This is a genomic window from Mesorhizobium sp. M1078 (assembly GCF_040318615.1).
Classification (GTDB): domain Bacteria; phylum Pseudomonadota; class Alphaproteobacteria; order Rhizobiales; family Rhizobiaceae; genus Mesorhizobium.
The window spans coordinates 114,193-133,080 of record NZ_JAMYMP010000013.1 but is presented as its reverse complement, the minus strand read 5'-3'; the positions used below and the strand labels follow the sequence as shown (position 1 = coordinate 133,080).

Genomic DNA, 18,888 nt, shown 5'->3' with positions numbered 1-18,888 from the left:
CAAACGCGCAGGTAACAGGGAAAACGAGCGGGCATACGCCCGCTCAATCACGCTTCGGATCAGGCCTTGTAGACCACCTGGCGCACGTCGATGTAGCTGGCCCTGAAGCCGGCTTCGCAATAGTGGAGATAAAATTCCCAAAGCTTCTTGAAGCGGTCGTCGAAGCCGAGCGGGACGATCTTTTCCCACGACGCCCAGAAGCGGTTGCGCCATTCGGCAAGCGTGCGGGCATAGTCGTCCGGAAAGACGCGCTCGCGCAGATGGGAAAGGCCATGGTCGCTGCCCAGCGTCTTCAGGATCGACGGCGTCGGCAGCATGCCGCCGGGGAAGACATAGCGCTGGATGAAATCCGGCCTCGCCCGATAGGTGTCGTAGGCGGCCTCGTTGATGGTGATGATCTGCAGGCCGGCGGTGCCGCCGGGCCTCAAGCACGCCTTCATCTTGCCGAAAAATACCGGCCAATATTTTTCGCCGACCGCCTCGAACATCTCGATCGAGGCGATGCGGTCGTAAGTGCCCGTTTCGTCGCGGTAATCCTGCAGCTTGATCTCGACCTTGTCGGCAAGCCCGGCCTTCTGGATGCGCGCCTTGGCAAAATCGTGCTGTTCGCGGCTGATGGTCAGGCCGGTGACGCGGCAGCCGATCTCGCGCGCGGCAAATTCGGCAAAACCGCCCCAGCCGCAGCCGATCTCGAGCACATGGTCCTTCTTGCCGATACCCGTATCCTTGGCCAGCGCGCGGTATTTGGCGGCCTGAGCGCTTTCCAGGTCGTTGGCGCCGGTCGCATAGAGCGCCGACGAATAGGTCATGCTGGGATCGAGCCATTGCTTGTAGAAGGCGTTGCCGAGATCGTAATGCGCCGAGATGTTGCGCTTCGAGCCTGTGCGGGTGTTTTCGTTGAACCAGTGGCGGATGCGCTGGACCGTGTTGATGAGCCAGCTGGCGCCGCCGGCAATGCGTTCGCCAACGGCCGAGTTGACGACGAACAGTTCCAGGAAGCTGGTTACATCAGGGCTTTCCCAGTCGCCGTCCATGTAGGATTCGGCAACGCCGATGGTGCCGCCGGAAAAGGCACGGCCGGGCAGGCGCCAGTTCTTCAACACCAGTTCGGCATCCGGGCCGGGTCCGTTGCCGCCGACAAGAACCGCCCGGCCATCCGGCATCCTCACCTTCAGCGAACCGCGCGGCAATTTCATCGCCGCCGACAGCACCATGCGCGCCTTGGCCGGCAGGCCCTTGACCATCTCGGCGAAATTGAGTTCGTCCAGCCTGATGGCGTCGCCGAAGCCTTTGTATTCCCTGACAGCCATCTCACACCCCCCTGGACTTCCGCGGGGGCGGCGCAAGATCTGCCGGCCTCCACATCCTCCACTTTCATTCGCCAGGCGCGAACGCCGTAGCCTGCGTGAATTTTCCCCACAATCTTCCATGGCATTGGCCGAAACTTCAAGAGGCAAGCTTCGTGCGGCGCTGGCCCAGCTTGCCGGCCTGAGGCCAGAATCCGCGGGAGAGCGCGGCCCTCGGTGAAATCGCTATGGTTACGAACAGCCACATACGTTAGTTTCAGCCATGCGTTATGTCATCGTCATCGTCGCCATCGCCTTTTTCCTGATCTGGGACGGCCTCTATAATCAGGGCCGCTATCTCGACACGACGGTCAGGGAGATGTCGCGCGTCGTGCGCTACGTCACCGGCAAAGCCTAGCTTTTTGCGCCTCTGCAAAGTCGCTGCCGGCATTGCCGGGCGCGACATCGTGGCGGTTGACGCGACGGTCCCGCTCACACAAAACATGCCGCAAATCGAACGTGGAGGCAGGCGTGATCCGGCATATCGTTTTCTTCAGCGCGCGGCGCAAGGACGATGTCGAGGCCGTGCGCACGGGCTTGCTCGCGCTGGGCAAGATCCCGCATTCAAGCCTCTTCGAGGTGACGCTCAACACCAAGGTCGATCCGCTGTCGGATGCGATCGACGTGGTCGTCTATGCCGAGTTCGAGGATGATGCCGCGCTTGCCGCCTACAAGGCGCACCCGCTCTATGCCGAGACGACCAGCCGGGTCAAACCATTGCGCGAATTGCGCTATTCGGCCGATGTCGTGGCGATGGCCTGATCGGGCTGGCAAGAGGCCTTGAACCGATTTCCGGAATGATGCACACCGCGCCGGCATGACCAGCACGATCCATCCGCTTGACCATCTTGTGTTGCCGACGGCGAGCCTCGCCGTGGCGCGGGCGCGGCTGACATCGCTTGGCTTCATCGTCGCACCAACCGGCATCCACCCTTTCGGCACCGAAAATTGCTGCGTCTTCCTTGCCGACGGCACCTATCTCGAACCGCTGGCGGTCGGGAATGAACAGGCTGCAGACGAGGCATTTGCCGGTGGCAATGTCTTTGTCGCGCGCGACCGGCTCTATCGCGCCAGGCTGGGCGATGAGGGCTTTTCCGCCGTGGTGCTGGCCACCGACGATGCCGATGCGGACCATGCGCGCTTTATCAAAGCCGGCCTGTCGGCGGGAGACGTACTGAGCTTTTCCCGCGCCTTCACCGACACGGCCGGAAAGAGCGACATGGCCTCGTTCAAACTGGCTTTCGCCGCCGGCGACGCCGAGACGATGGACGCCTTTCTGTTCGCTTGCGAGCGGATCAACGCCCCTCAAATCGACCGTACGGCACTGCAGGCCCATGCCAACGGCGTGACCGGCATTGCCGAAATCGTCGCGGTCAGCGACGCGCCTTCCACGCAGATCAGCCTGATCTCGACAGTGGTTGGCCCGGAGCAGCAGAGCAGCGCGGTCTTCGACCTGCCGAATGCGCGTCTGACCGTTCTGGATCCTGCGGCTTTCACCGCGCGCTTCGACATTCCGGCCGGTGCGCCGACAAGAGTTCGCTTCGCCGCGATTGTCTTTTCAGTCCGCAGTGTCGGCGCTGTCGCGAGGCTGCTTGCAGACAACGCCGTCGGGCACGATATAGCGGGCAACGAAATCGTCGTGCAGCCGGCATCCGGACAGGGCGCGGCTTTCATCTTCCGGGAGACCCCATGAGCAAGCCGCAAGGGCCCAATTCGCTGGCGCCGAATTCGTCGGTAACCGTCGGCAACGTCGTCTTCGACAACAGCGGGCCCTTGGCGTTGATCGCCGGCCCGTGCCAGTTCGAATCGCGCCAGCACGCTTTCGACATGGCCGGCGCGCTGAAGGAACTGAGCGGCAAGCTCGGCATCGGCCTCGTCTACAAGACCAGCTACGACAAGGCCAACCGCACCTCGCTGTCGGCAACGCGCGGCGCCGGCATGGACGCGGCGCTTCCGGTGTTCGACGAGTTGCGCAAGGAATTTTCGGTTCCCATTCTGACCGATGTCCACACCGAGGAGCAGTGCGCGATCGTCGCACACCATGTCGATGTGCTGCAGATTCCGGCGTTCCTGTCGCGCCAGACCGACATGCTGGTCGCCGCCGCCAAGACCGGCAAGGTGATCAACGTCAAGAAGGGGCAATTCCTGGCGCCTTGGGATATGAAGAACGTGGTGGCCAAGATCACCGGTTCGGGCAACCTCAATGTGCTGACCACCGAGCGCGGCGCGTCTTTCGGCTACAACACGCTGGTGTCGGACATGCGGGCCTTGCCTGTGATGGCCGAGATCGGCGCGCCGGTGATTTTCGACGCCACCCATTCGGTGCAGCAGCCAGGCGGGCAGGGCGGTTCCTCCGGTGGAGAGCGCCGCTTTGTCGAGACGCTGGCGCGGGCTGCCGTTGCCGTCGGCGTCGCCGGCGTGTTCATAGAGACCCACCAGGATCCCGACAATTCGACCTCCTCCGACGGGCCCAACATGCTGCCACTGAAGGACATGCCGGCGCTGCTCGAAAGACTGATGGCGTTCGACCGCATCGCCAAGAATGCTGCTGACCTGAACCGAGGCTGATGGTTTCGGCTATGGCGCGCGCGCTGCCCTGCTTGTGGAAGGCATAAGCCGGCTGTAGGCTCGCTGCTGCAAATGAGCGTCTTGGCAGGAGGAAGCCATGTCCGTCGCCCGCGTCACCGAAATCACGTCGTCGTCGAAAAAGAGCTTTCAGGACGCCATCGAGAAGGGGATTGAGCGCGCCTCAAAGACCCTGAAGAACGTCGAAGGCGCCTGGATCCAGGACCAGAAGATCGTCGTCGAGGACGGCAGGATCGCGGCCTATCGCGTCAACATGAAGGTGACGTTCATCCTCGCGGAGTAACCGCCCGCCGCTCGAAAAAACGGGAACTTTCGCCCGCGCCCCTCATTGTCAAAGTATCGATCAACGACATGAGGAGCAGCAGCCATGACCACCCAGACAGGCCACACCGAAGCCATCGCCGCTTCGCGCGTCATCGGCACGTCGGTCTACAACACCGAAGGCACGAGCATCGGCAGCATCGAGGACATCATGCTCGACAAGACGTCGAACGGCATCATGTTCGCGGTGATCGGGTTCGGTGGATTTCTCGGCATTGGCGAGAAGTATCACGCCATTCCGTGGGCGAGCCTCGACTATGACGAGGACAAGGGCGGCTATGTCGTGCCGTTCTCGAAGGAGCAGCTGAAGGCAGCACCCGCCTATTCGATCAATGAACTGGCCGGCGCCGATGGCGAGGCCGCACGTGATGCTTCCTATGATTACTACAAGGTCACGCCGTATTGGCATTGATCAGCTGCGCTGACGCCTGACGTGAAAAGGCCCCCGAAATTCCGAAACGGGGGCCTTTTCAGTGCAACCCAACAGTTTCTAAATTATTCTGCTGCGTAAAGCGTGGACAGCTGCGTCGCCGCCTTTGGCGGCTGCTGCGTATCGCACGACGTCAGGAACGCCGCCGCGATCAGGAACAAACTCACGATACCGCTCAACTCGGACATGGCGAAACTCCTCCTGTTTCGCCCCGCGCATCACCATCCTAGTCGACACAGAGATTGTTATCTCTGAATTATGATGACGTGGTGTTGTCGAACGTGATCCGAGGCATGCTCAGCCGAGGAGTCCGGCATTCTTGACCGCCTTGAAAACCTTCTCATGCCAGGCGATCCGATCCGCTTCGCCATTGGCCGGCGTGGTCGAATTGGCGTTGCCGACGTTGATCGCGCGCGAGATCTTTTTAATCAGGCCGGCATCGGCAAAGGCATTGCAGCCTGACCCTTTCCATTCGGCGCAAGCTGCGAGCAGCGAAATCTGTGGATCCTCGATCAGTTCAGGATGATTGGCGAGTTCAACCTTGGCGAGCTTGCCCTTGGCCATGTACGCGTCGCGCCCGGTGGTCTGGAACGTACCGCCGCCGCGGAAATTGAAGCCGTCCAACGTTCCTTTCACATTGCCCATCCGCCCGCCATAGGCCCAGTCGCCCAGGGCTTGCGGCTTGCGCAGCAGGTTGTCCTCGATCCACTGATCGGTCTTGCCCGCGGCTCGCGACCTCCATGCTTTCCGGATTGCCGCCACGGTCGTGTAGGTCAGGGATTCGCGAATGAGGGTGAAGCCACCGGTTTCCATCGCCGCTTGAGCGAAGAAATGCATCAGCCGATCATAATTGTTGCACACGCCATGATCGCCAAGTGTCTTGAGGCCCTTGTCGGAGGTAAAGGCGCCGATGTAACCGTCATAGATTGTTCGCTTGGAACCGCTTGCCGGTCTCGGCGCGAATTTCTGGAAGACCGCTGCCGGCAAACCCTTGTTCGGATCGCCCGCAACCGCTTCGAGCACGCTCTCGACACTCTCGGTCGACAGCACCGGTTCGCCTTCGACGACCACCGAAGCATTGGGAATTCGCTTGCCGTTGCTTTTCGGGAAGCCACCGCCGGCAAAGGTTTTCAGATCGTCAATGAGGGCGATTACGCGTGTCCGGCTCTCCGTGAAATCCATGTCGGAAAGCGGACCACTCACCTTCTTCGTCGGGTTGATGCATCCGACGCTGGACAGGAAATTGACGCCCGGATGGATCAGGATTTCGGTGCGCTTGTTGGTCTTCAGCAGTTCGAGTCCAGGTTTGGGTGGCGTCTTGGCGCCAGTGTAGCCTATGGTCACATATTTGCCTCCGGCCTGTGTCGCCAGTGGATAGGTGCCGGGCTCGATGCGCCTGCCATTGTCTTCTTTGGAATTGTCGCCAGGGCCGCGAGATTCACACACGAACCCCGATAGACCCGTTACTGCCGTGCCGTTGTGGAAGACTTTATAGGTACCAACCGTCCTGCGTCTGGTGCCCCTCATATGCTCGACTCTGCGGCTAATAAGAAGTTCCCAGCCAGTGCCTGAAATCGCTGCCATTGCCGCCTCCCCAAAGAGTTCAAGTTTGTTGATTTCACTGTGGTCGCCAAATAGTTCGCGTTGTAGATGTGACGCTAACATCTTCGAATTCTCTGCATTGTGAAGTTTGTCACGTTGGCGGTAGCCTCTTTTGAAGCATCTGCTGGAGTTTGCGTGCCGCCTGGTATTTTGTGATAAGGGATTGCCGCGATCAAAGGGGAGGGGCACCCGCCCCATGCGGCGCCAGACATATGACGTCAGGGCGGGCTGTTTGCGTTCAGATGGCGTCGCCCATGCCCCACGGCCTGAGCGCATGGGGCGATCGTCACTATTATTTCATGCCATTCCTGATTGCCTTTTGCGGCACTTTGGCTAAGAGGGGCGCGACGCTTTCAATCGATCAATCGGGGACATCGCAATGACCGCCATCATCGACATTGTCGGGCGTGAAATCCTGGACAGCCGTGGAAATCCGACCGTCGAGGTCGACGTCGTTCTCGAAGACGGCTCGATGGGCCGCGCCGCCGTGCCGTCGGGCGCGTCGACCGGCGCGCATGAGGCCGTCGAACTGCGCGACGGTGGCGCCCGCTATCTCGGCAAGGGCGTGCTCAAGGCGGTCGAGGCCGTCAATGGCGAGCTGTTCGAGGCGATCGGCGGCATGGAAGCCGAAAACCAGATCCACATCGACCAGACCATGATCGAGCTCGACGGCACGCCCAACAAGAGCCGGCTCGGCGCCAACGCCATTCTCGGCGTTTCGCTGGCGGTCGCCAAGGCAGCAGCGGAAGCCGCCGGCCTGCCACTCTACCGCTATGTCGGCGGGACCAAGGCGCATTTGCTGCCGGTGCCCATGATGAACATCATCAACGGCGGCGCGCATGCCGACAATCCGATCGATTTCCAGGAATTCATGATCCTGCCGGTCGGCGCGCCGACGCTGCGCGAAGGGGTGCGCTGGGGCTCGGAAATCTTCCACACGCTGCGCAAGAAGCTCAAGGATGCCGGCCACAACACCAATGTCGGCGACGAAGGCGGCTTCGCGCCCAATCTGAAGAGTGCGCCGGTGGCGCTCGATTTCATCATGGAATCGATCGAGAAGGCCGGCTTCAAGCCGGGCGAAGAGATCGCGCTCGGTCTCGACTGTGCGGCGACCGAATTCTTCAAGGACGGCAATTACGTCTATGAGGGCGAGAAGAAGACCCGCGATCCCAAGGCGCAGGCCAAGTACCTGGCCAAGCTCGCCGCCGACTATCCGATCATCTCGATCGAGGACGGCCTGGCCGAGGACGACTGGGAGGGTTGGAAGTACCTGACCGATTTGATCGGCAACAAGACGCAGCTGGTTGGCGACGACCTCTTCGTCACCAACACGGCGCGGCTGCGCGACGGCATCCGCATGGGTGTCGCCAATTCGATCCTGGTCAAGGTCAACCAGATCGGCTCGCTCACCGAAACGCTCGACGCTGTCGAGACCGCGCATAAGGCAGGCTACACCGCAGTCATGTCGCACCGTTCGGGCGAAACCGAGGATTCGACCATCGCCGACCTCGCCGTCGCCACCAATTGCGGGCAGATCAAGACCGGTTCGCTGTCGCGCTCGGATCGCATGGCCAAGTACAACCAGCTGATCCGCATCGAGGAAGAGCTCGGCAAGCAGGCGCGCTACGCTGGCAAGTCGGTGGTCAAAGCCTAAATTCTGCCGAACTGGCGAAAACGATGGAAGGGCGGGATTTTCCCGCCCTTTTTCGTTGCGGCCGCTGGCTAATGCACCTGTCCGTAACCGTCCATTAAGCACAATCGAGCGACAAATGGCGGTCAAAGGATTGCGACCATGTGGACACGCCAGCACAAGCAGAGAAACACCGGCCGGCTGATCATCCCGTCGCTTTGCGTGGCGTTCCTGGCCTATTTCGGCTTCCATGCCTATCATGGCGAGTTCGGCATCAATTCCAAATATCAGCTCGAAGCGCAGACCATCGAATTGCAGGCCAAGTACGATGCCATCAAGGCGCGCCGGATCGATCTGGAGCGGCGCGTCCAGCTGATGCATGAGGGCACGCTCGAAAAGGATATGCTCGACGAGCAGGCACGCCGGGCGCTCAATCTGTCCCAGCCCGATGAAATCACCATCATGCTGCCGGCCAATTCCAAATAACCGAATTTCGGTTAATCGCTGTTATCTCTAATGATTCTGGGCGTTTAGGCGCATGCCAGCCATGCGTTTTTCTGCATGGCGAAACACGGTCTCGCATGTTAGCTTCCTTCCAATCGGTGGGGAGGAGCTGATCCTCCCCGGAGCAGACATGGTCTGCTTTAGTGTCCGCGAAGAGACGCCAACAGGGAGTGATGCATGGCCACCGCCGCCAAAAAAGCGCCTGCCAAATCCGTTAAATCGACATCCGCCAAATCAACGGGGCTTTCCGCCCCCAAGCCGGCCGACTTCACCAAGGACGAGGAGCTTGCCGCCTACCGGCACATGCTGCTTATCCGTCGCTTCGAGGAAAAGGCCGGCCAGCTCTACGGCATGGGCTTTATCGGCGGCTTCTGCCACCTCTATATCGGCCAGGAAGCGGTCGTCACCGGCATGAAGATGTCGCTGATCAACGGCGACCAGATGATCACCGCCTATCGCGACCATGGCCACATGCTGGCGATGGAACTGTCACCGCGGGGCGTCATGGCAGAGCTGACCGGACGCCGTGGTGGCCTGTCGAGGGGCAAGGGCGGCTCCATGCACATGTTCTCCAAGGAGAAGCATTTTTACGGCGGCCACGGCATTGTCGGCGCGCAGGTCTCGCTCGGCACCGGTCTCGCCTTCGCCAACCGCTACCGCGACAACAACAATGTGTCGCTGACCTATTTCGGCGATGGCGCTGCCAATCAGGGTCAGGTCTATGAAAGCTTCAACATGGCCTCGCTGTGGAAGCTGCCGGTGATCTACATCATCGAGAACAACCGCTACGCCATGGGCACTTCGGTGTCGCGCTCGTCGGCCGAAACCAATTTTTCGCATCGCGGCGCCTCGTTCAAGATTCCCGGCATTCAGGTCGACGGCATGGATGTGCGTGCGGTCAAATCCGCCGGCGATCAGGCGACCGAATGGTGCCGTGCCGGCAACGGTCCGATCATCCTCGAGATGCAGACCTATCGCTATCGCGGTCACTCGATGTCGGATCCCGCGAAATACCGCTCCAAGGAAGAAGTGCAGAAGATGCGCTCGGATCATGATCCGATCGAGCAGGTCAAGGCGCGGCTGACGGCCAAGAAGTGGGCGACCGAGGACGAGCTCAAGAACATCGACAAGGAAGTCCGCGACATCGTCGCCGACGCTGCCGAATTTGCCCAGCACGACGCAGAGCCGGATCCGTCCGAGCTCTGGACCGACATCGTATTGTAACGGGAGGGCAAGGACATGCCGATCGAAATTCTCATGCCCGCTCTCTCGCCGACCATGGAAGAGGGCAATCTTTCCAAGTGGTTGAAGAACGAGGGCGACAAGGTCGTCGCCGGTGATGTCATCGCCGAGATCGAAACCGACAAGGCGACGATGGAAGTCGAGGCCGTCGATGAAGGCACGATCGGCAAGATCGTGGTTCCCGCCGGCACCGAAGGCGTCAAGGTCAACGCGGTGATCGCCGTGTTGCTGCAGGACGGTGAAAGTGCAGGCGATGTCGAAAAGAGCGGCAAGCCTGCCTCCACCCAGGATGCCGTTTCCGCTGGCGGTCAGCGGACCGATGCAGCCGAGGAAGGTTCAAAAGCGGCTCCCCAGGATGCCGGCGAGGCTCCGAAGGCAGTTCCCGCCGCTCCGGCGGCCAAACCTGCGGCCGATCCCGATATTCCCGCCGGCACCGAGATGGTCTCGACCACGGTGCGCGAGGCCTTGCGCGATGCCATGGCCGAGGAAATGCGCCGCGACGGCGATGTCTTCGTCATGGGCGAGGAGGTCGCGGAATACCAGGGCGCCTACAAGATCACGCAAGGCCTGCTGCAGGAATTCGGGCCGCGCCGCGTGGTCGACACGCCGATCACCGAGCATGGCTTTGCCGGCGTCGGCGTGGGTGCGGCAATGGCCGGCCTGAAGCCGATCGTCGAATTCATGACCTTTAATTTCGCCATGCAAGCGATCGACCAGATCATCAACTCCGCCGCCAAGACGCTCTATATGTCGGGCGGCCAGATGGGCGCGCCGATCGTGTTCCGCGGCCCGAACGGGGCTGCCGCCCGCGTCGGCGCCCAGCATTCGCAGTGCTATGCCGCCTGGTACAGCCATATTCCCGGCCTGAAGGTGGTGATGCCGTACACGGCTGCCGACGCCAAGGGCCTGCTCAAGGCGGCGATCCGCGATCCGAACCCGGTCATCTTCCTTGAAAACGAAATCCTCTACGGCCAGTCCTTCGACGTGCCGAAGCTCGATGATTTCGTGCTGCCGATCGGCAAGGCGCGCATTCACAAGCAGGGCAAGGACGTCACCATCGTCTCGTTCGGCATCGGCATGACCTACGCCATCAAGGCGGAAGCCGAACTGCGCGGCATGGGCATCGATGCCGAGATCATCGATCTCCGGACCATCCGCCCGCTCGACCTCGACACCGTCATTGCCTCCGTAAAAAAGACCAACCGCCTGATCGTGGTGGAAGAAGGTTTCCCGCAAAGCTCGGTCGGCGACCACATCGCCAATCAGGTGTCGCAGCGCGCCTTCGATTTCCTCGACGCGCCGGTCATCACCATCGCCGGCAAGGACGTGCCGATGCCCTATGCGGCGAACCTCGAAAAGCTGGCCTTGCCCAATGTCGGCGAGGTCATCGAGGCGGTCAAAGCCGTCACGTATCGCTGAGCCGGTCGGGAGGACATCATGCCAATCAACATCACCATGCCGGCGCTCTCGCCCACGATGGAAGAGGGCAATCTTTCCAAGTGGCTGGTCAAGGAGGGCGACAAGGTTTCGCCGGGCGACGTGATTGCCGAGATCGAGACCGACAAGGCGACGATGGAAGTCGAGGCCGTCGATGAGGGCACGGTTGCCAAGCTCGTCGTTCCGGCCGGCACCGAAGGCGTCAAGGTCAATGCTCTGATCGCCATTCTGGCTGGCGAAGGCGAGGATGCAGGGGCGGCGGCAAAGGGCGGCGGCGATGCCGCGCCCGCGAAAGCCGATGCCAAACAGGATAAGGCGTCAATCTCCCCACCCGTGGGGGAGATGTCGACGAAGTCGACAGAGGGGGGCGCTGTCCCGCCGACCTCTCAGTCTGTCGCGCCCCCCTCTGGCCTGCCGGACATCTCCCCCACAAGGGGGGAGATCAGCCAATCGTCAGGCGAGCGCACTTTCGCCTCGCCGCTGGCGCGGCGCATAGCCAAAGACGCCGGCGTCGATGTGTCCGCCGTGAGTGGCACCGGCCCGCATGGCCGTGTCGTCAAGGCCGATGTCGAGGCGGCGATCGCCGGCGGTGGCGCCAAGGCCGCGCCGGCCGCGAAAGCCGCACCTGCCGGCGCTCCGGCGTCTGCGCCGGCTCCGGCACCCAAGGCGATGTCGGACGAACAGGTGCTGAAGCTGTTTGCCGAAGGGTCCTACGAGCTCGTCCCGCACGACAATATGCGCAAGACCATTGCGCGCCGCCTGGTCGAGGCCAAGACAACCATCCCGCATTTCTACCTGACGCTCGACTGCGAGCTCGATGCCCTGCTGGCGCTCCGCACACAGATCAATGCGGCGGCTCCGATGAAGAAGACCGACAAGGGCGAAGTGCCCGTCTACAAGCTGTCGGTCAACGACATGGTGATCAAGGCGATGGCGATGGCGCTGATGGCGGTGCCGGATGCCAATGCGTCGTGGACCGAAAGCGCCATGGTCAAGCACAAGCACGCCGATGTCGGCGTTGCCGTGTCGATCCCCGGCGGCCTGATCACGCCGATCATCCGCCACGCCGACGAAAAGACGCTGTCCACTATCTCCAACGAGATGAAGGATCTGGCGAGCCGTGCGCGCAGCCGCAAGCTGAAGCCTGAGGAATATCAGGGCGGCACGACGGCTGTCTCCAATCTCGGCATGTTCGGCATCAAGGACTTTGCCGCCGTCATCAACCCGCCGCATGCGACGATCCTGGCGGTGGGTGCCGGCGAGCAGCGGCCGGTGGTCAAGAATGGCGAGATCAGAATCGCCAATATCATGTCGGTGACGCTGTCGACCGATCACCGCGCCGTCGACGGTGCGCTCGGCGCCGAACTTCTGGTCGCCTTCAAGCGCATGATCGAAAATCCGATGGGCATGCTGGTCTAGGAAGGAAAAAGGCTGTGCGGAAATTCGTCACCAGCCTTTTCGCCCTGATCCTTTCCGGCCTGGCCGGCGGGCTGGTGGCGCTGTGGCTGGCAATCGTCACCAATGCGAATTCCGAATACATCCTGGTCTTCATGGTTTCGGCGCTGGTCACCATCGTTGCGACCGTGGCGTTTTTCATCGCGCAATTGGTGCCAAACCCGCAAAGGGCGATAAACCTGACGGGGCTTGTTGGGGTTTCGTTGTTCGTGCTGGCCGGAATCGGGCTGATTGCCTGGACCTTCTCGCAGCCGCCTGGCAAAGCCCAGTGGTCGGGCGATCTCCCCGTTGTCGCCGGTCTGTTTTTGCCAAGCATCGCCACGGTTATCGTGCAGTGGCTGTTCGTGGGATGGCGCGTGCGGCGCGGGCTTAGGGCGGAGGCGGGTGCGGGTGCATGAAGACGATCCTCTGCTACGGCGATTCCCTGACCTGGGGCTATGACGCGGCGAGCCTCGGGCGTCATGCGCTGGAAGATCGCTGGCCGAGCGTGCTCAAGGCGGCGTTGGGCGACGACGATATCGAAGTCATTGCCGAAGGTCTGAACGGCCGCACCACGGCTTTCGACGATCACCTGGCTGGTGCCGACCGCAATGGCGCCAAGGTGCTGCCGACGATCCTGACCAGCCATGCGCCGCTCGACCTGATCATCATCATGCTCGGCGCCAACGACATGAAGCCCTGGATCCACGGCAATCCGGTCGCGGCCAAGCAGGGCGTGCAGCGGCTGATCGACATCGTGCGCGGCCACGATTATCCGTTCGACTGGGCCGCGCCGCAAATCCTGATCGTCGCGCCACCAGCGGTCAGCCGCACCGACAATGCCGAATTCAAGGAAATGTTTGCCGGCGGCGACGAGGCCTCGAAGCGGCTGGCGCCGCAATATTCCGCGCTCGCCGACGAGGCCGGCTGCGGCTTTTTCGATGCCGGCACGGTGGCCGAGACCACACCGATCGACGGGGTCCATCTCGATGCCGAAAACACGCGCAATATAGGTGACGCATTGGCGCCATTGGTGCGTGTGATGCTGGAACTCTAGAGAAAATCAGGGAGAAACCCCGTGGCTGAATCCTACGACGTCATAATCATCGGCTCAGGCCCCGGCGGCTATGTCACGGCGGTGCGCTCCGCCCAGCTCGGCTTCAAGACTGCCATCGTCGAGCGCGAGCATCTCGGCGGCATCTGCCTCAACTGGGGCTGCATCCCGACCAAGGCGCTGCTGCGCTCGGCCGAGATCATGCACTATTCCGATCATCTGAAGGACTACGGCCTGAAGCTCGAAGGCGGCAAGGTCAGCGCCGACACGGCCGCTGTCGTCGACCGCTCGCGCAAAGTGTCGTTGAGGCTCAATGGCGGCGTCGCCTTCCTGATGAAGAAGAACAAGGTCGACGTTATCTGGGGCGAGGCCAAGCTCTCCAAGCCGGGTGAAATCGTCGTCTCCAAGACGGCCAAGAAACCGATGGAGCCGCAGCCGCCGGTGCCCAAGGGCGTCAAGGGCGAGGGCACCTATACCGCCAAGCACATCATTCTGGCCACCGGCGCCCGGCCGCGCGCGCTGCCCGGCATCGAGCCGGACGGCAAACTGATCTGGACCTATTTCGAGGCGATGGTGCCGAAGGAGATGCCGAAGTCGCTGCTGGTTATGGGTTCGGGCGCCATCGGCATCGAGTTCGCCTCCTTCTATCGCACCATGGGCGCCGAGGTGACGGTGGTCGAGCTTTTGCCGGCGGTGATGCCGGTCGAGGATGCCGAGGTCTCGAGATTCGCGCAGAAGCAGTTCGAGAAGCAGGGCATGAAGATCATCCTCGAGGCCAAGGTGACCAAGGTCGAGAAGGGTGCCAACTCGATCACTGCCCACGTCGAGATGAAAGACGGCAAGGTCGAGAAGATCACCGCCGACCGCATGATCTCGGCCGTCGGCGTGCAGGGCAACATCGAGAATCTCGGCCTCGAGACGCTCGGCGTGAAGACCGATCGCGGCTGCGTCGTCATTGACGGCTATGGCAAGACCAACGTTCCCGGCATCTACGCCATCGGCGATGTCGCCGGGCCGCCTATGCTGGCTCACAAGGCTGAGCATGAGGGCGTGGTCTGCATCGAAAAGATCGCCAATTTCCCGGGCGTGCATGCGACAGACAAGCTGAAGATCCCGGGCTGCACCTATTGCAACCCCCAGGTCGCATCGGTCGGGCTCACCGAAGCCAAGGCCAAGGCCGAAGGCAAGGACATTCGTGTCGGCCGCTTCCAGTTCGGCGCCAACGGCAAGGCGATCGCGCTTGGCGAGGACCAGGGCTTCATCAAGACCATCTTCGACAAGAAGACCGGCCAGCTGCTCGGCGCGCATATGGTCGGCGCCGAGGTGACGGAGCTGATCCAGGGCTTCGTCGTGGCGATGAACCTGGAGACCACCGAGGAAGAACTGATGCACACCATCTTCCCGCATCCGACGCTGTCGGAGATGATGAAGGAAAGCGTGCTCGATGCCTATGGCCGTGCGCTCAACGCGTGATAAATTGCTGCCGCGAGACTCAGACGCATGCGCCGGAGGAACCTTACGGCAAGACAGTTCGTTTCCGGATGCATTTTCACCTGACACTGGAGGAGTTGGCATATGGACGTGAATGGCGTGGGCTGGATTGCGGCCATCATCATCGGCGGTTTGGCCGGGTGGCTGGCCGAGATGGTCATGAAGAGCAATACCGGCGTCTTGATGAACATCATTATGGGCATTGTCGGCGCGGTGGTGCTGAACGCAATTCTCAGGGCGCTCAACATCGAACCCTTCGGTGTCGGCTGGCTCGCCTACCTGATCACCGGCTTCATCGGCGCCTGCCTGCTGATCTTTGCCGGGCGGCTGATACGCAGATAAAACGGCTCGCCGTTTTAACTCGTTCTTCTGACGCAATTCCGGACGGAAAACCGTGTCACACTTTTCCTGGAATTGCTCTGGATCCCCGCTATGCGAAAAAGGCTGTGGCGGCATGCGCCGCCGCAGCCTTTTTCTTTGCACCGAAAAGCCCTAGATGACGCCAGAAGGGCGAATGCCGACGGGCAGACGCCAACAAGTCAGGTTTGAGATGGTCACTGTTCTCGACACGATCGCCAACGCGCCGCGCCTGCGGCACCCCGAGAAGGCACACAAGCCTGATCAGGACGTGCTGCGCAAACCCGACTGGATCCGCGTCAAGGCGCCGATGTCGAAGGGCTATGCCGAAACCCGCGAGATCGTGAAGTCGCACAAGCTGGTCACGGTGTGCGAAGAGGCCGGCTGCCCCAATATCGGCGAGTGCTGGGAAAAGAAGCACGCCACCTTCATGATCATGGGCGAGATCTGCACGCGCGCCTGCGCCTTCTGCAATGTCGCCACCGGCATTCCCACCGCGCTCGATGCCGATGAGCCGGCGCGTGTCGCGCATGCCGTCAAGCAGATGGGGCTGACCCATGTCGTCATCACCTCGGTCGACCGCGACGATCTCGCCGATGGCGGCGCGCAGCATTTCGCCGAGGTTATCCGGGCGATCCGAGCAGCGACGCCCTTGACGACGATCGAAATCCTGACGCCCGATTTCCTGCGCAAGGAGGGCGCGCTGGAGATCGTCGTGGCGGCCAAGCCCGATGTCTTCAACCACAATCTCGAAACCGTGCCGTCGAACTACCTGACGGTGCGGCCGGGTGCTCGCTATTTCCACTCGATCCGGCTGTTGCAGCGGGTCAAGGAGCTCGACCCGTCGATCTTCACGAAGTCCGGCATCATGGTCGGCCTCGGCGAAGAGCGGAACGAGATCCTGCAACTGATGGATGACCTGCGCTCGGCCAATGTCGACTTCATGACCATTGGCCAGTATCTGCAGCCGTCGAAGAAACACCACCCGGTGATCCGCTTCGTCACGCCGGAGGAGTTCAACTCCTTCGCGACGATCGGCAAGACCAAGGGTTTCCTGCTGGTGGCGTCGAGCCCGCTGACGCGCTCCTCGCATCATGCCGGTGACGATTTCGCCAGGCTGCGGGCGGCGCGTGAGGCGCAGCTCAAAAAAGCCAGTTAAATCCTGCTTCAATGCCGAAATTCGAAGCCACACGCCGCGTTGCCCACACGCCGGAGCAGATGTTTGCGCTGGTCGCCGATATCGAGACCTATCCTGAATTTCTGCCGCTGTGCGAGGCGCTGACGGTGCGCTCGCGCAAGGAGCGTGACGGCCGCACCATTCTCGTTGCCGATATGAGCATCGGCTACAAGGCGATCCGCGAGACCTTTACGACGCAAGTGCTGCTGAAGCCGGACGAAAACACAATCGATGTCAAATACATCGATGGACCGTTCAAATATCTCAGCAATATCTGGCGCTTCGAGCCGGCCGACGGCGGCGGCTGCAACGTCCGCTTCTTCATCGACTACGAGTTCAAGAGCCGCATCCTCGGCGTGGTGATGGGCACCATGTTCGATCGTGCCTTCCGCATGTTTTCCGAAGCCTTCGAAAAACGTGCGGACGTCATCTACGGAACGACGCCCATCTCATGAGTGTCGCCGAGCGCGCGCAGCGCGATCTCCAGCGCATGCTTGACCGTCTCGCGGCGGATGAAGTCGCGGCCATTGTCGGCAAACATATTGAGCTCGGCAGCCACCGGCCCACCTCTTAGGGCAACTCCGAACCAGACGAGGCCGACCGGTTTTTCCGGCGAACCGCCGCCTGGGCCGGCAATGCCTGTGACGGCAAGCGCCAGCCCGGCGCGCGAGCGCGCCAGAGCGCCCTCCGCCATCTCCAGAACCGTTTCGCGCGAGACGGCGCCATGCGCCTCGAGTGTGGCGGGCGAGACGCCGAGCATCTCCATCTTTGCTTCATCGGAATAGGTGATGAGGCCGCGATCGACGACAGCGGACGAGCCGGCAATGTCGGTCAGTGCCGAGATGATCATGCCGCCGGTGCAGCTCTCGGCCGTCGCCAGCATGATGCCGCGCTGCTGGCAGACCTGGAGCAGGGCGTTGGCAAGATCGCTGTTGTTCATGCGGGAACCTCCCCGGGGAAGACGACACTGGCTGTGGCGATGGCGGCGATGCCTTCCTCGCGGCCGACAAAGCCGAGTTTTTCGTTGGTAGTCGCCTTGATGGAGATGCGATCGCTGGAAATGCCCAGCATCGCCGACAACGCGTTGGTCATGGCCTCGCGATGCGGGCCGACGCGCGGAGCCTCGCAGATCAGCGTGATGTCGGCATTGGCGATGCGGCCGCCGCGTTCGCGCACCAACCTGGCCGCATGCTCGACGAAGATCTTCGACGCCGCGCCCTTCCATTGCGGATCGGAAGGCGGGAAATGCGTGCCGATGTCGCCGGCGCCGCAAGTGGCGAGCAGCGCATCGGTCAGCGCGTGCAGGCCGACATCGGCATCCGAATGTCCCGAAAGCTTCTTGCTGTGCGGAATGGCGACGCCGCACAGAGTGACATGGTCGCCTGCCTCGAAGGCGTGCACGTCATAGCCATTGCCGGTGCGAATGTCTGGAAAACGCTCGCCAGTAAGCCGCTGATCCGCCATCGCAATATCTCTTGCCCAGGTCAGTTTGACGTTGTCCGGCGACCCCTGAACGATTTTCACCGGAATATGCGCCCATTCGGCGATCGCGGCATCGTCGGTGAAATCCGTCTTGCCGAGATGATGGGCTTTTTCGTGCGCGGCGAGCAACGGCCAGAACGGAAAGCCTTGCGGCGTCTGCGCGGCATGAAGGCCGGCCCTTGGCACCGTCTCCTCGATCATGCCGGTGGCCGACTCGCGCTTCAGCGTATCGGCGACGGGCAAAGCGGGCAGCGCGCCCTGGCGCTCGCCAATGGCGGCGATGATACGGTCGATCAGGGCCGTGTCGACAAACGGCCGCACCGCGTCATGGACAAGGACACGGCCGGGCGTACGTTCCCTCAGCGCCACCAGGCCGAGCCGGACCGAGGCCTGGCGCGACTCGCCACCGACCACGGCGGTAACCCGCTCGGCATACACGCCGGCTGCCTTGTCGAAAAGCGCGCGGTCATCGGCATGGATGGCGACGACGACGGGGCCAATTTTGGGATGCGCCAGGAACGTCTCCAGCGTGCGCGCGATGACGGCACGGCCACCGATGCGTTGATATTGCTTCGGCCCGTCGGCCTGTCCGGCACGCGCGCCGCGGCCGGCTGCAACGATGACCACGCCGACCTTGTCCGTCGTCGCCTCGGCCGGTTTTTCGCTTGCGTCTGTCATGCCGAGAGGCTTAGTCGCGGCTTATGGCGAAGGCCAGCATTTTCCCAAATGCGCCGCAATGTGACGTCATTGCGCGTTGCACAATGCCTTTCTTATGGCTAGAGAATGTGCAGCAAT

General features: G+C 61.9%; 22 protein-coding genes. 17 read left to right on the top strand and 5 right to left on the bottom strand.

Going from position 1 to position 18,888, the window contains the following annotated elements; all coding sequences use genetic code 11:
• Positions 1-59: 59 nt before the first annotated feature.
• Positions 60-1,310: a class I SAM-dependent methyltransferase gene (locus tag NKH38_RS18615; RefSeq protein ID WP_352762094.1), complete on the bottom strand. Its 1,251-nt coding sequence runs from the start codon at positions 1,308-1,310 to the stop codon at positions 60-62.
• Between the two features lie 259 nt (positions 1,311-1,569).
• Between NKH38_RS18615 and NKH38_RS18610 the strand changes: the two genes are divergently transcribed.
• The 6 genes from NKH38_RS18610 (at position 1,570) to NKH38_RS18585 (ending at position 4,665) form a co-directional block, all read left to right on the top strand.
• Positions 1,570-1,704, top strand: a complete 135-nt coding sequence (locus NKH38_RS18610) for a hypothetical protein (RefSeq protein WP_023688440.1) — start codon at positions 1,570-1,572, stop codon at positions 1,702-1,704.
• Between the two features lie 113 nt (positions 1,705-1,817).
• Complete coding sequence (locus tag NKH38_RS18605; RefSeq protein ID WP_023682566.1) at positions 1,818-2,108, top strand: Dabb family protein; 291 nt, start codon at positions 1,818-1,820, stop codon at positions 2,106-2,108.
• A gap of 55 nt (positions 2,109-2,163) precedes the next feature.
• Positions 2,164-3,039: a VOC family protein gene (locus NKH38_RS18600; RefSeq protein WP_352762095.1), complete on the top strand. Its 876-nt coding sequence runs from the start codon at positions 2,164-2,166 to the stop codon at positions 3,037-3,039.
• Positions 3,036-3,914, top strand: a complete 879-nt coding sequence (gene kdsA / locus NKH38_RS18595; RefSeq protein ID WP_031199053.1) for a 3-deoxy-8-phosphooctulonate synthase — start codon at positions 3,036-3,038, stop codon at positions 3,912-3,914. The genes NKH38_RS18600 and kdsA overlap by 4 nt, the downstream gene beginning before the upstream one ends.
• 97 nt (positions 3,915-4,011) lie before the next feature.
• Positions 4,012-4,215, top strand: a complete 204-nt coding sequence (locus NKH38_RS18590) for a dodecin family protein (protein WP_023668908.1) — start codon at positions 4,012-4,014, stop codon at positions 4,213-4,215.
• Between the two features lie 84 nt (positions 4,216-4,299).
• Positions 4,300-4,665: a PRC-barrel domain-containing protein gene (locus NKH38_RS18585; protein WP_023668909.1), complete on the top strand. Its 366-nt coding sequence runs from the start codon at positions 4,300-4,302 to the stop codon at positions 4,663-4,665.
• Positions 4,666-4,748: 83 nt separating this feature from the next.
• On the opposite strand, the gene NKH38_RS18580 is transcribed toward NKH38_RS18585, so the two are convergent.
• Together NKH38_RS18580 and NKH38_RS18575 are read right to left on the bottom strand one after the other, a co-directional pair.
• On the bottom strand, positions 4,749-4,871 hold the full coding sequence (locus NKH38_RS18580; protein WP_023688444.1) for a hypothetical protein: 123 nt from the start codon (positions 4,869-4,871) through the stop codon (positions 4,749-4,751).
• Between the two features lie 109 nt (positions 4,872-4,980).
• Complete coding sequence (locus tag NKH38_RS18575) at positions 4,981-6,561, bottom strand: glycoside hydrolase family 19 protein (RefSeq protein ID WP_352762096.1); 1,581 nt, start codon at positions 6,559-6,561, stop codon at positions 4,981-4,983.
• 103 nt (positions 6,562-6,664) lie between these two features.
• Between NKH38_RS18575 and eno the strand changes: the two genes are divergently transcribed.
• From eno to NKH38_RS18520, 11 genes are all read left to right on the top strand, one after another.
• Complete coding sequence (gene eno, locus NKH38_RS18570; RefSeq protein ID WP_023682561.1) at positions 6,665-7,939, top strand: phosphopyruvate hydratase; 1,275 nt, start codon at positions 6,665-6,667, stop codon at positions 7,937-7,939.
• Between the two features lie 138 nt (positions 7,940-8,077).
• Positions 8,078-8,401: an FtsB family cell division protein gene (locus tag NKH38_RS18565; RefSeq protein WP_023682560.1), complete on the top strand. Its 324-nt coding sequence runs from the start codon at positions 8,078-8,080 to the stop codon at positions 8,399-8,401.
• 195 nt (positions 8,402-8,596) lie between these two features.
• A complete protein-coding gene (gene pdhA / locus NKH38_RS18560; RefSeq protein ID WP_023682559.1) occupies positions 8,597-9,643 on the top strand; it encodes a pyruvate dehydrogenase (acetyl-transferring) E1 component subunit alpha in 1,047 nt (348 codons plus the stop codon).
• Positions 9,644-9,658: 15 nt separating this feature from the next.
• Positions 9,659-11,080: a pyruvate dehydrogenase complex E1 component subunit beta gene (locus NKH38_RS18555; RefSeq protein ID WP_023696091.1), complete on the top strand. Its 1,422-nt coding sequence runs from the start codon at positions 9,659-9,661 to the stop codon at positions 11,078-11,080.
• A gap of 18 nt (positions 11,081-11,098) precedes the next feature.
• On the top strand, positions 11,099-12,517 hold the full coding sequence (locus NKH38_RS18550; protein WP_352762097.1) for a pyruvate dehydrogenase complex dihydrolipoamide acetyltransferase: 1,419 nt from the start codon (positions 11,099-11,101) through the stop codon (positions 12,515-12,517).
• A gap of 14 nt (positions 12,518-12,531) precedes the next feature.
• A complete protein-coding gene (locus tag NKH38_RS18545; protein ID WP_023730643.1) occupies positions 12,532-12,951 on the top strand; it encodes a hypothetical protein in 420 nt (139 codons plus the stop codon).
• Positions 12,948-13,589 carry an SGNH/GDSL hydrolase family protein gene (locus NKH38_RS18540; RefSeq protein ID WP_023682555.1) on the top strand — a complete coding sequence of 214 codons (642 nt, stop codon included), beginning with the start codon at positions 12,948-12,950 and terminating at the stop codon, positions 13,587-13,589. Before NKH38_RS18545 ends, NKH38_RS18540 begins: the two co-directional genes overlap by 4 nt.
• 21 nt (positions 13,590-13,610) lie before the next feature.
• Positions 13,611-15,059, top strand: a complete 1,449-nt coding sequence (lpdA, locus tag NKH38_RS18535) for a dihydrolipoyl dehydrogenase (RefSeq protein WP_352762098.1) — start codon at positions 13,611-13,613, stop codon at positions 15,057-15,059.
• 102 nt (positions 15,060-15,161) lie between these two features.
• The gene (locus NKH38_RS18530) at positions 15,162-15,419 is read left to right on the top strand and encodes a GlsB/YeaQ/YmgE family stress response membrane protein (RefSeq protein WP_023668920.1); all 258 of its coding nucleotides are present in this window, start codon (positions 15,162-15,164) and stop codon (positions 15,417-15,419) included.
• Positions 15,420-15,627: 208 nt separating this feature from the next.
• Positions 15,628-16,593: a lipoyl synthase gene (gene lipA / locus NKH38_RS18525; RefSeq protein ID WP_023688453.1), complete on the top strand. Its 966-nt coding sequence runs from the start codon at positions 15,628-15,630 to the stop codon at positions 16,591-16,593.
• A gap of 11 nt (positions 16,594-16,604) precedes the next feature.
• Positions 16,605-17,066, top strand: a complete 462-nt coding sequence (locus NKH38_RS18520; RefSeq protein ID WP_023688454.1) for a type II toxin-antitoxin system RatA family toxin — start codon at positions 16,605-16,607, stop codon at positions 17,064-17,066.
• Here the strand turns inward: NKH38_RS18520 and NKH38_RS18515 are convergent.
• Positions 17,042-17,551 (bottom strand): CinA family protein, encoded by a 510-nt coding sequence (locus NKH38_RS18515; RefSeq protein WP_352444341.1) that lies wholly within the window; start codon positions 17,549-17,551, stop codon positions 17,042-17,044. The two genes, NKH38_RS18520 and NKH38_RS18515, sit on opposite strands and share 25 nt — an antisense overlap.
• Positions 17,548-18,771 (bottom strand): bifunctional 2-C-methyl-D-erythritol 4-phosphate cytidylyltransferase/2-C-methyl-D-erythritol 2,4-cyclodiphosphate synthase, encoded by a 1,224-nt coding sequence (locus tag NKH38_RS18510; protein WP_352762099.1) that lies wholly within the window; start codon positions 18,769-18,771, stop codon positions 17,548-17,550. Before NKH38_RS18510 ends, NKH38_RS18515 begins: the two co-directional genes overlap by 4 nt.
• Positions 18,772-18,888: the final 117 nt, after the last annotated feature.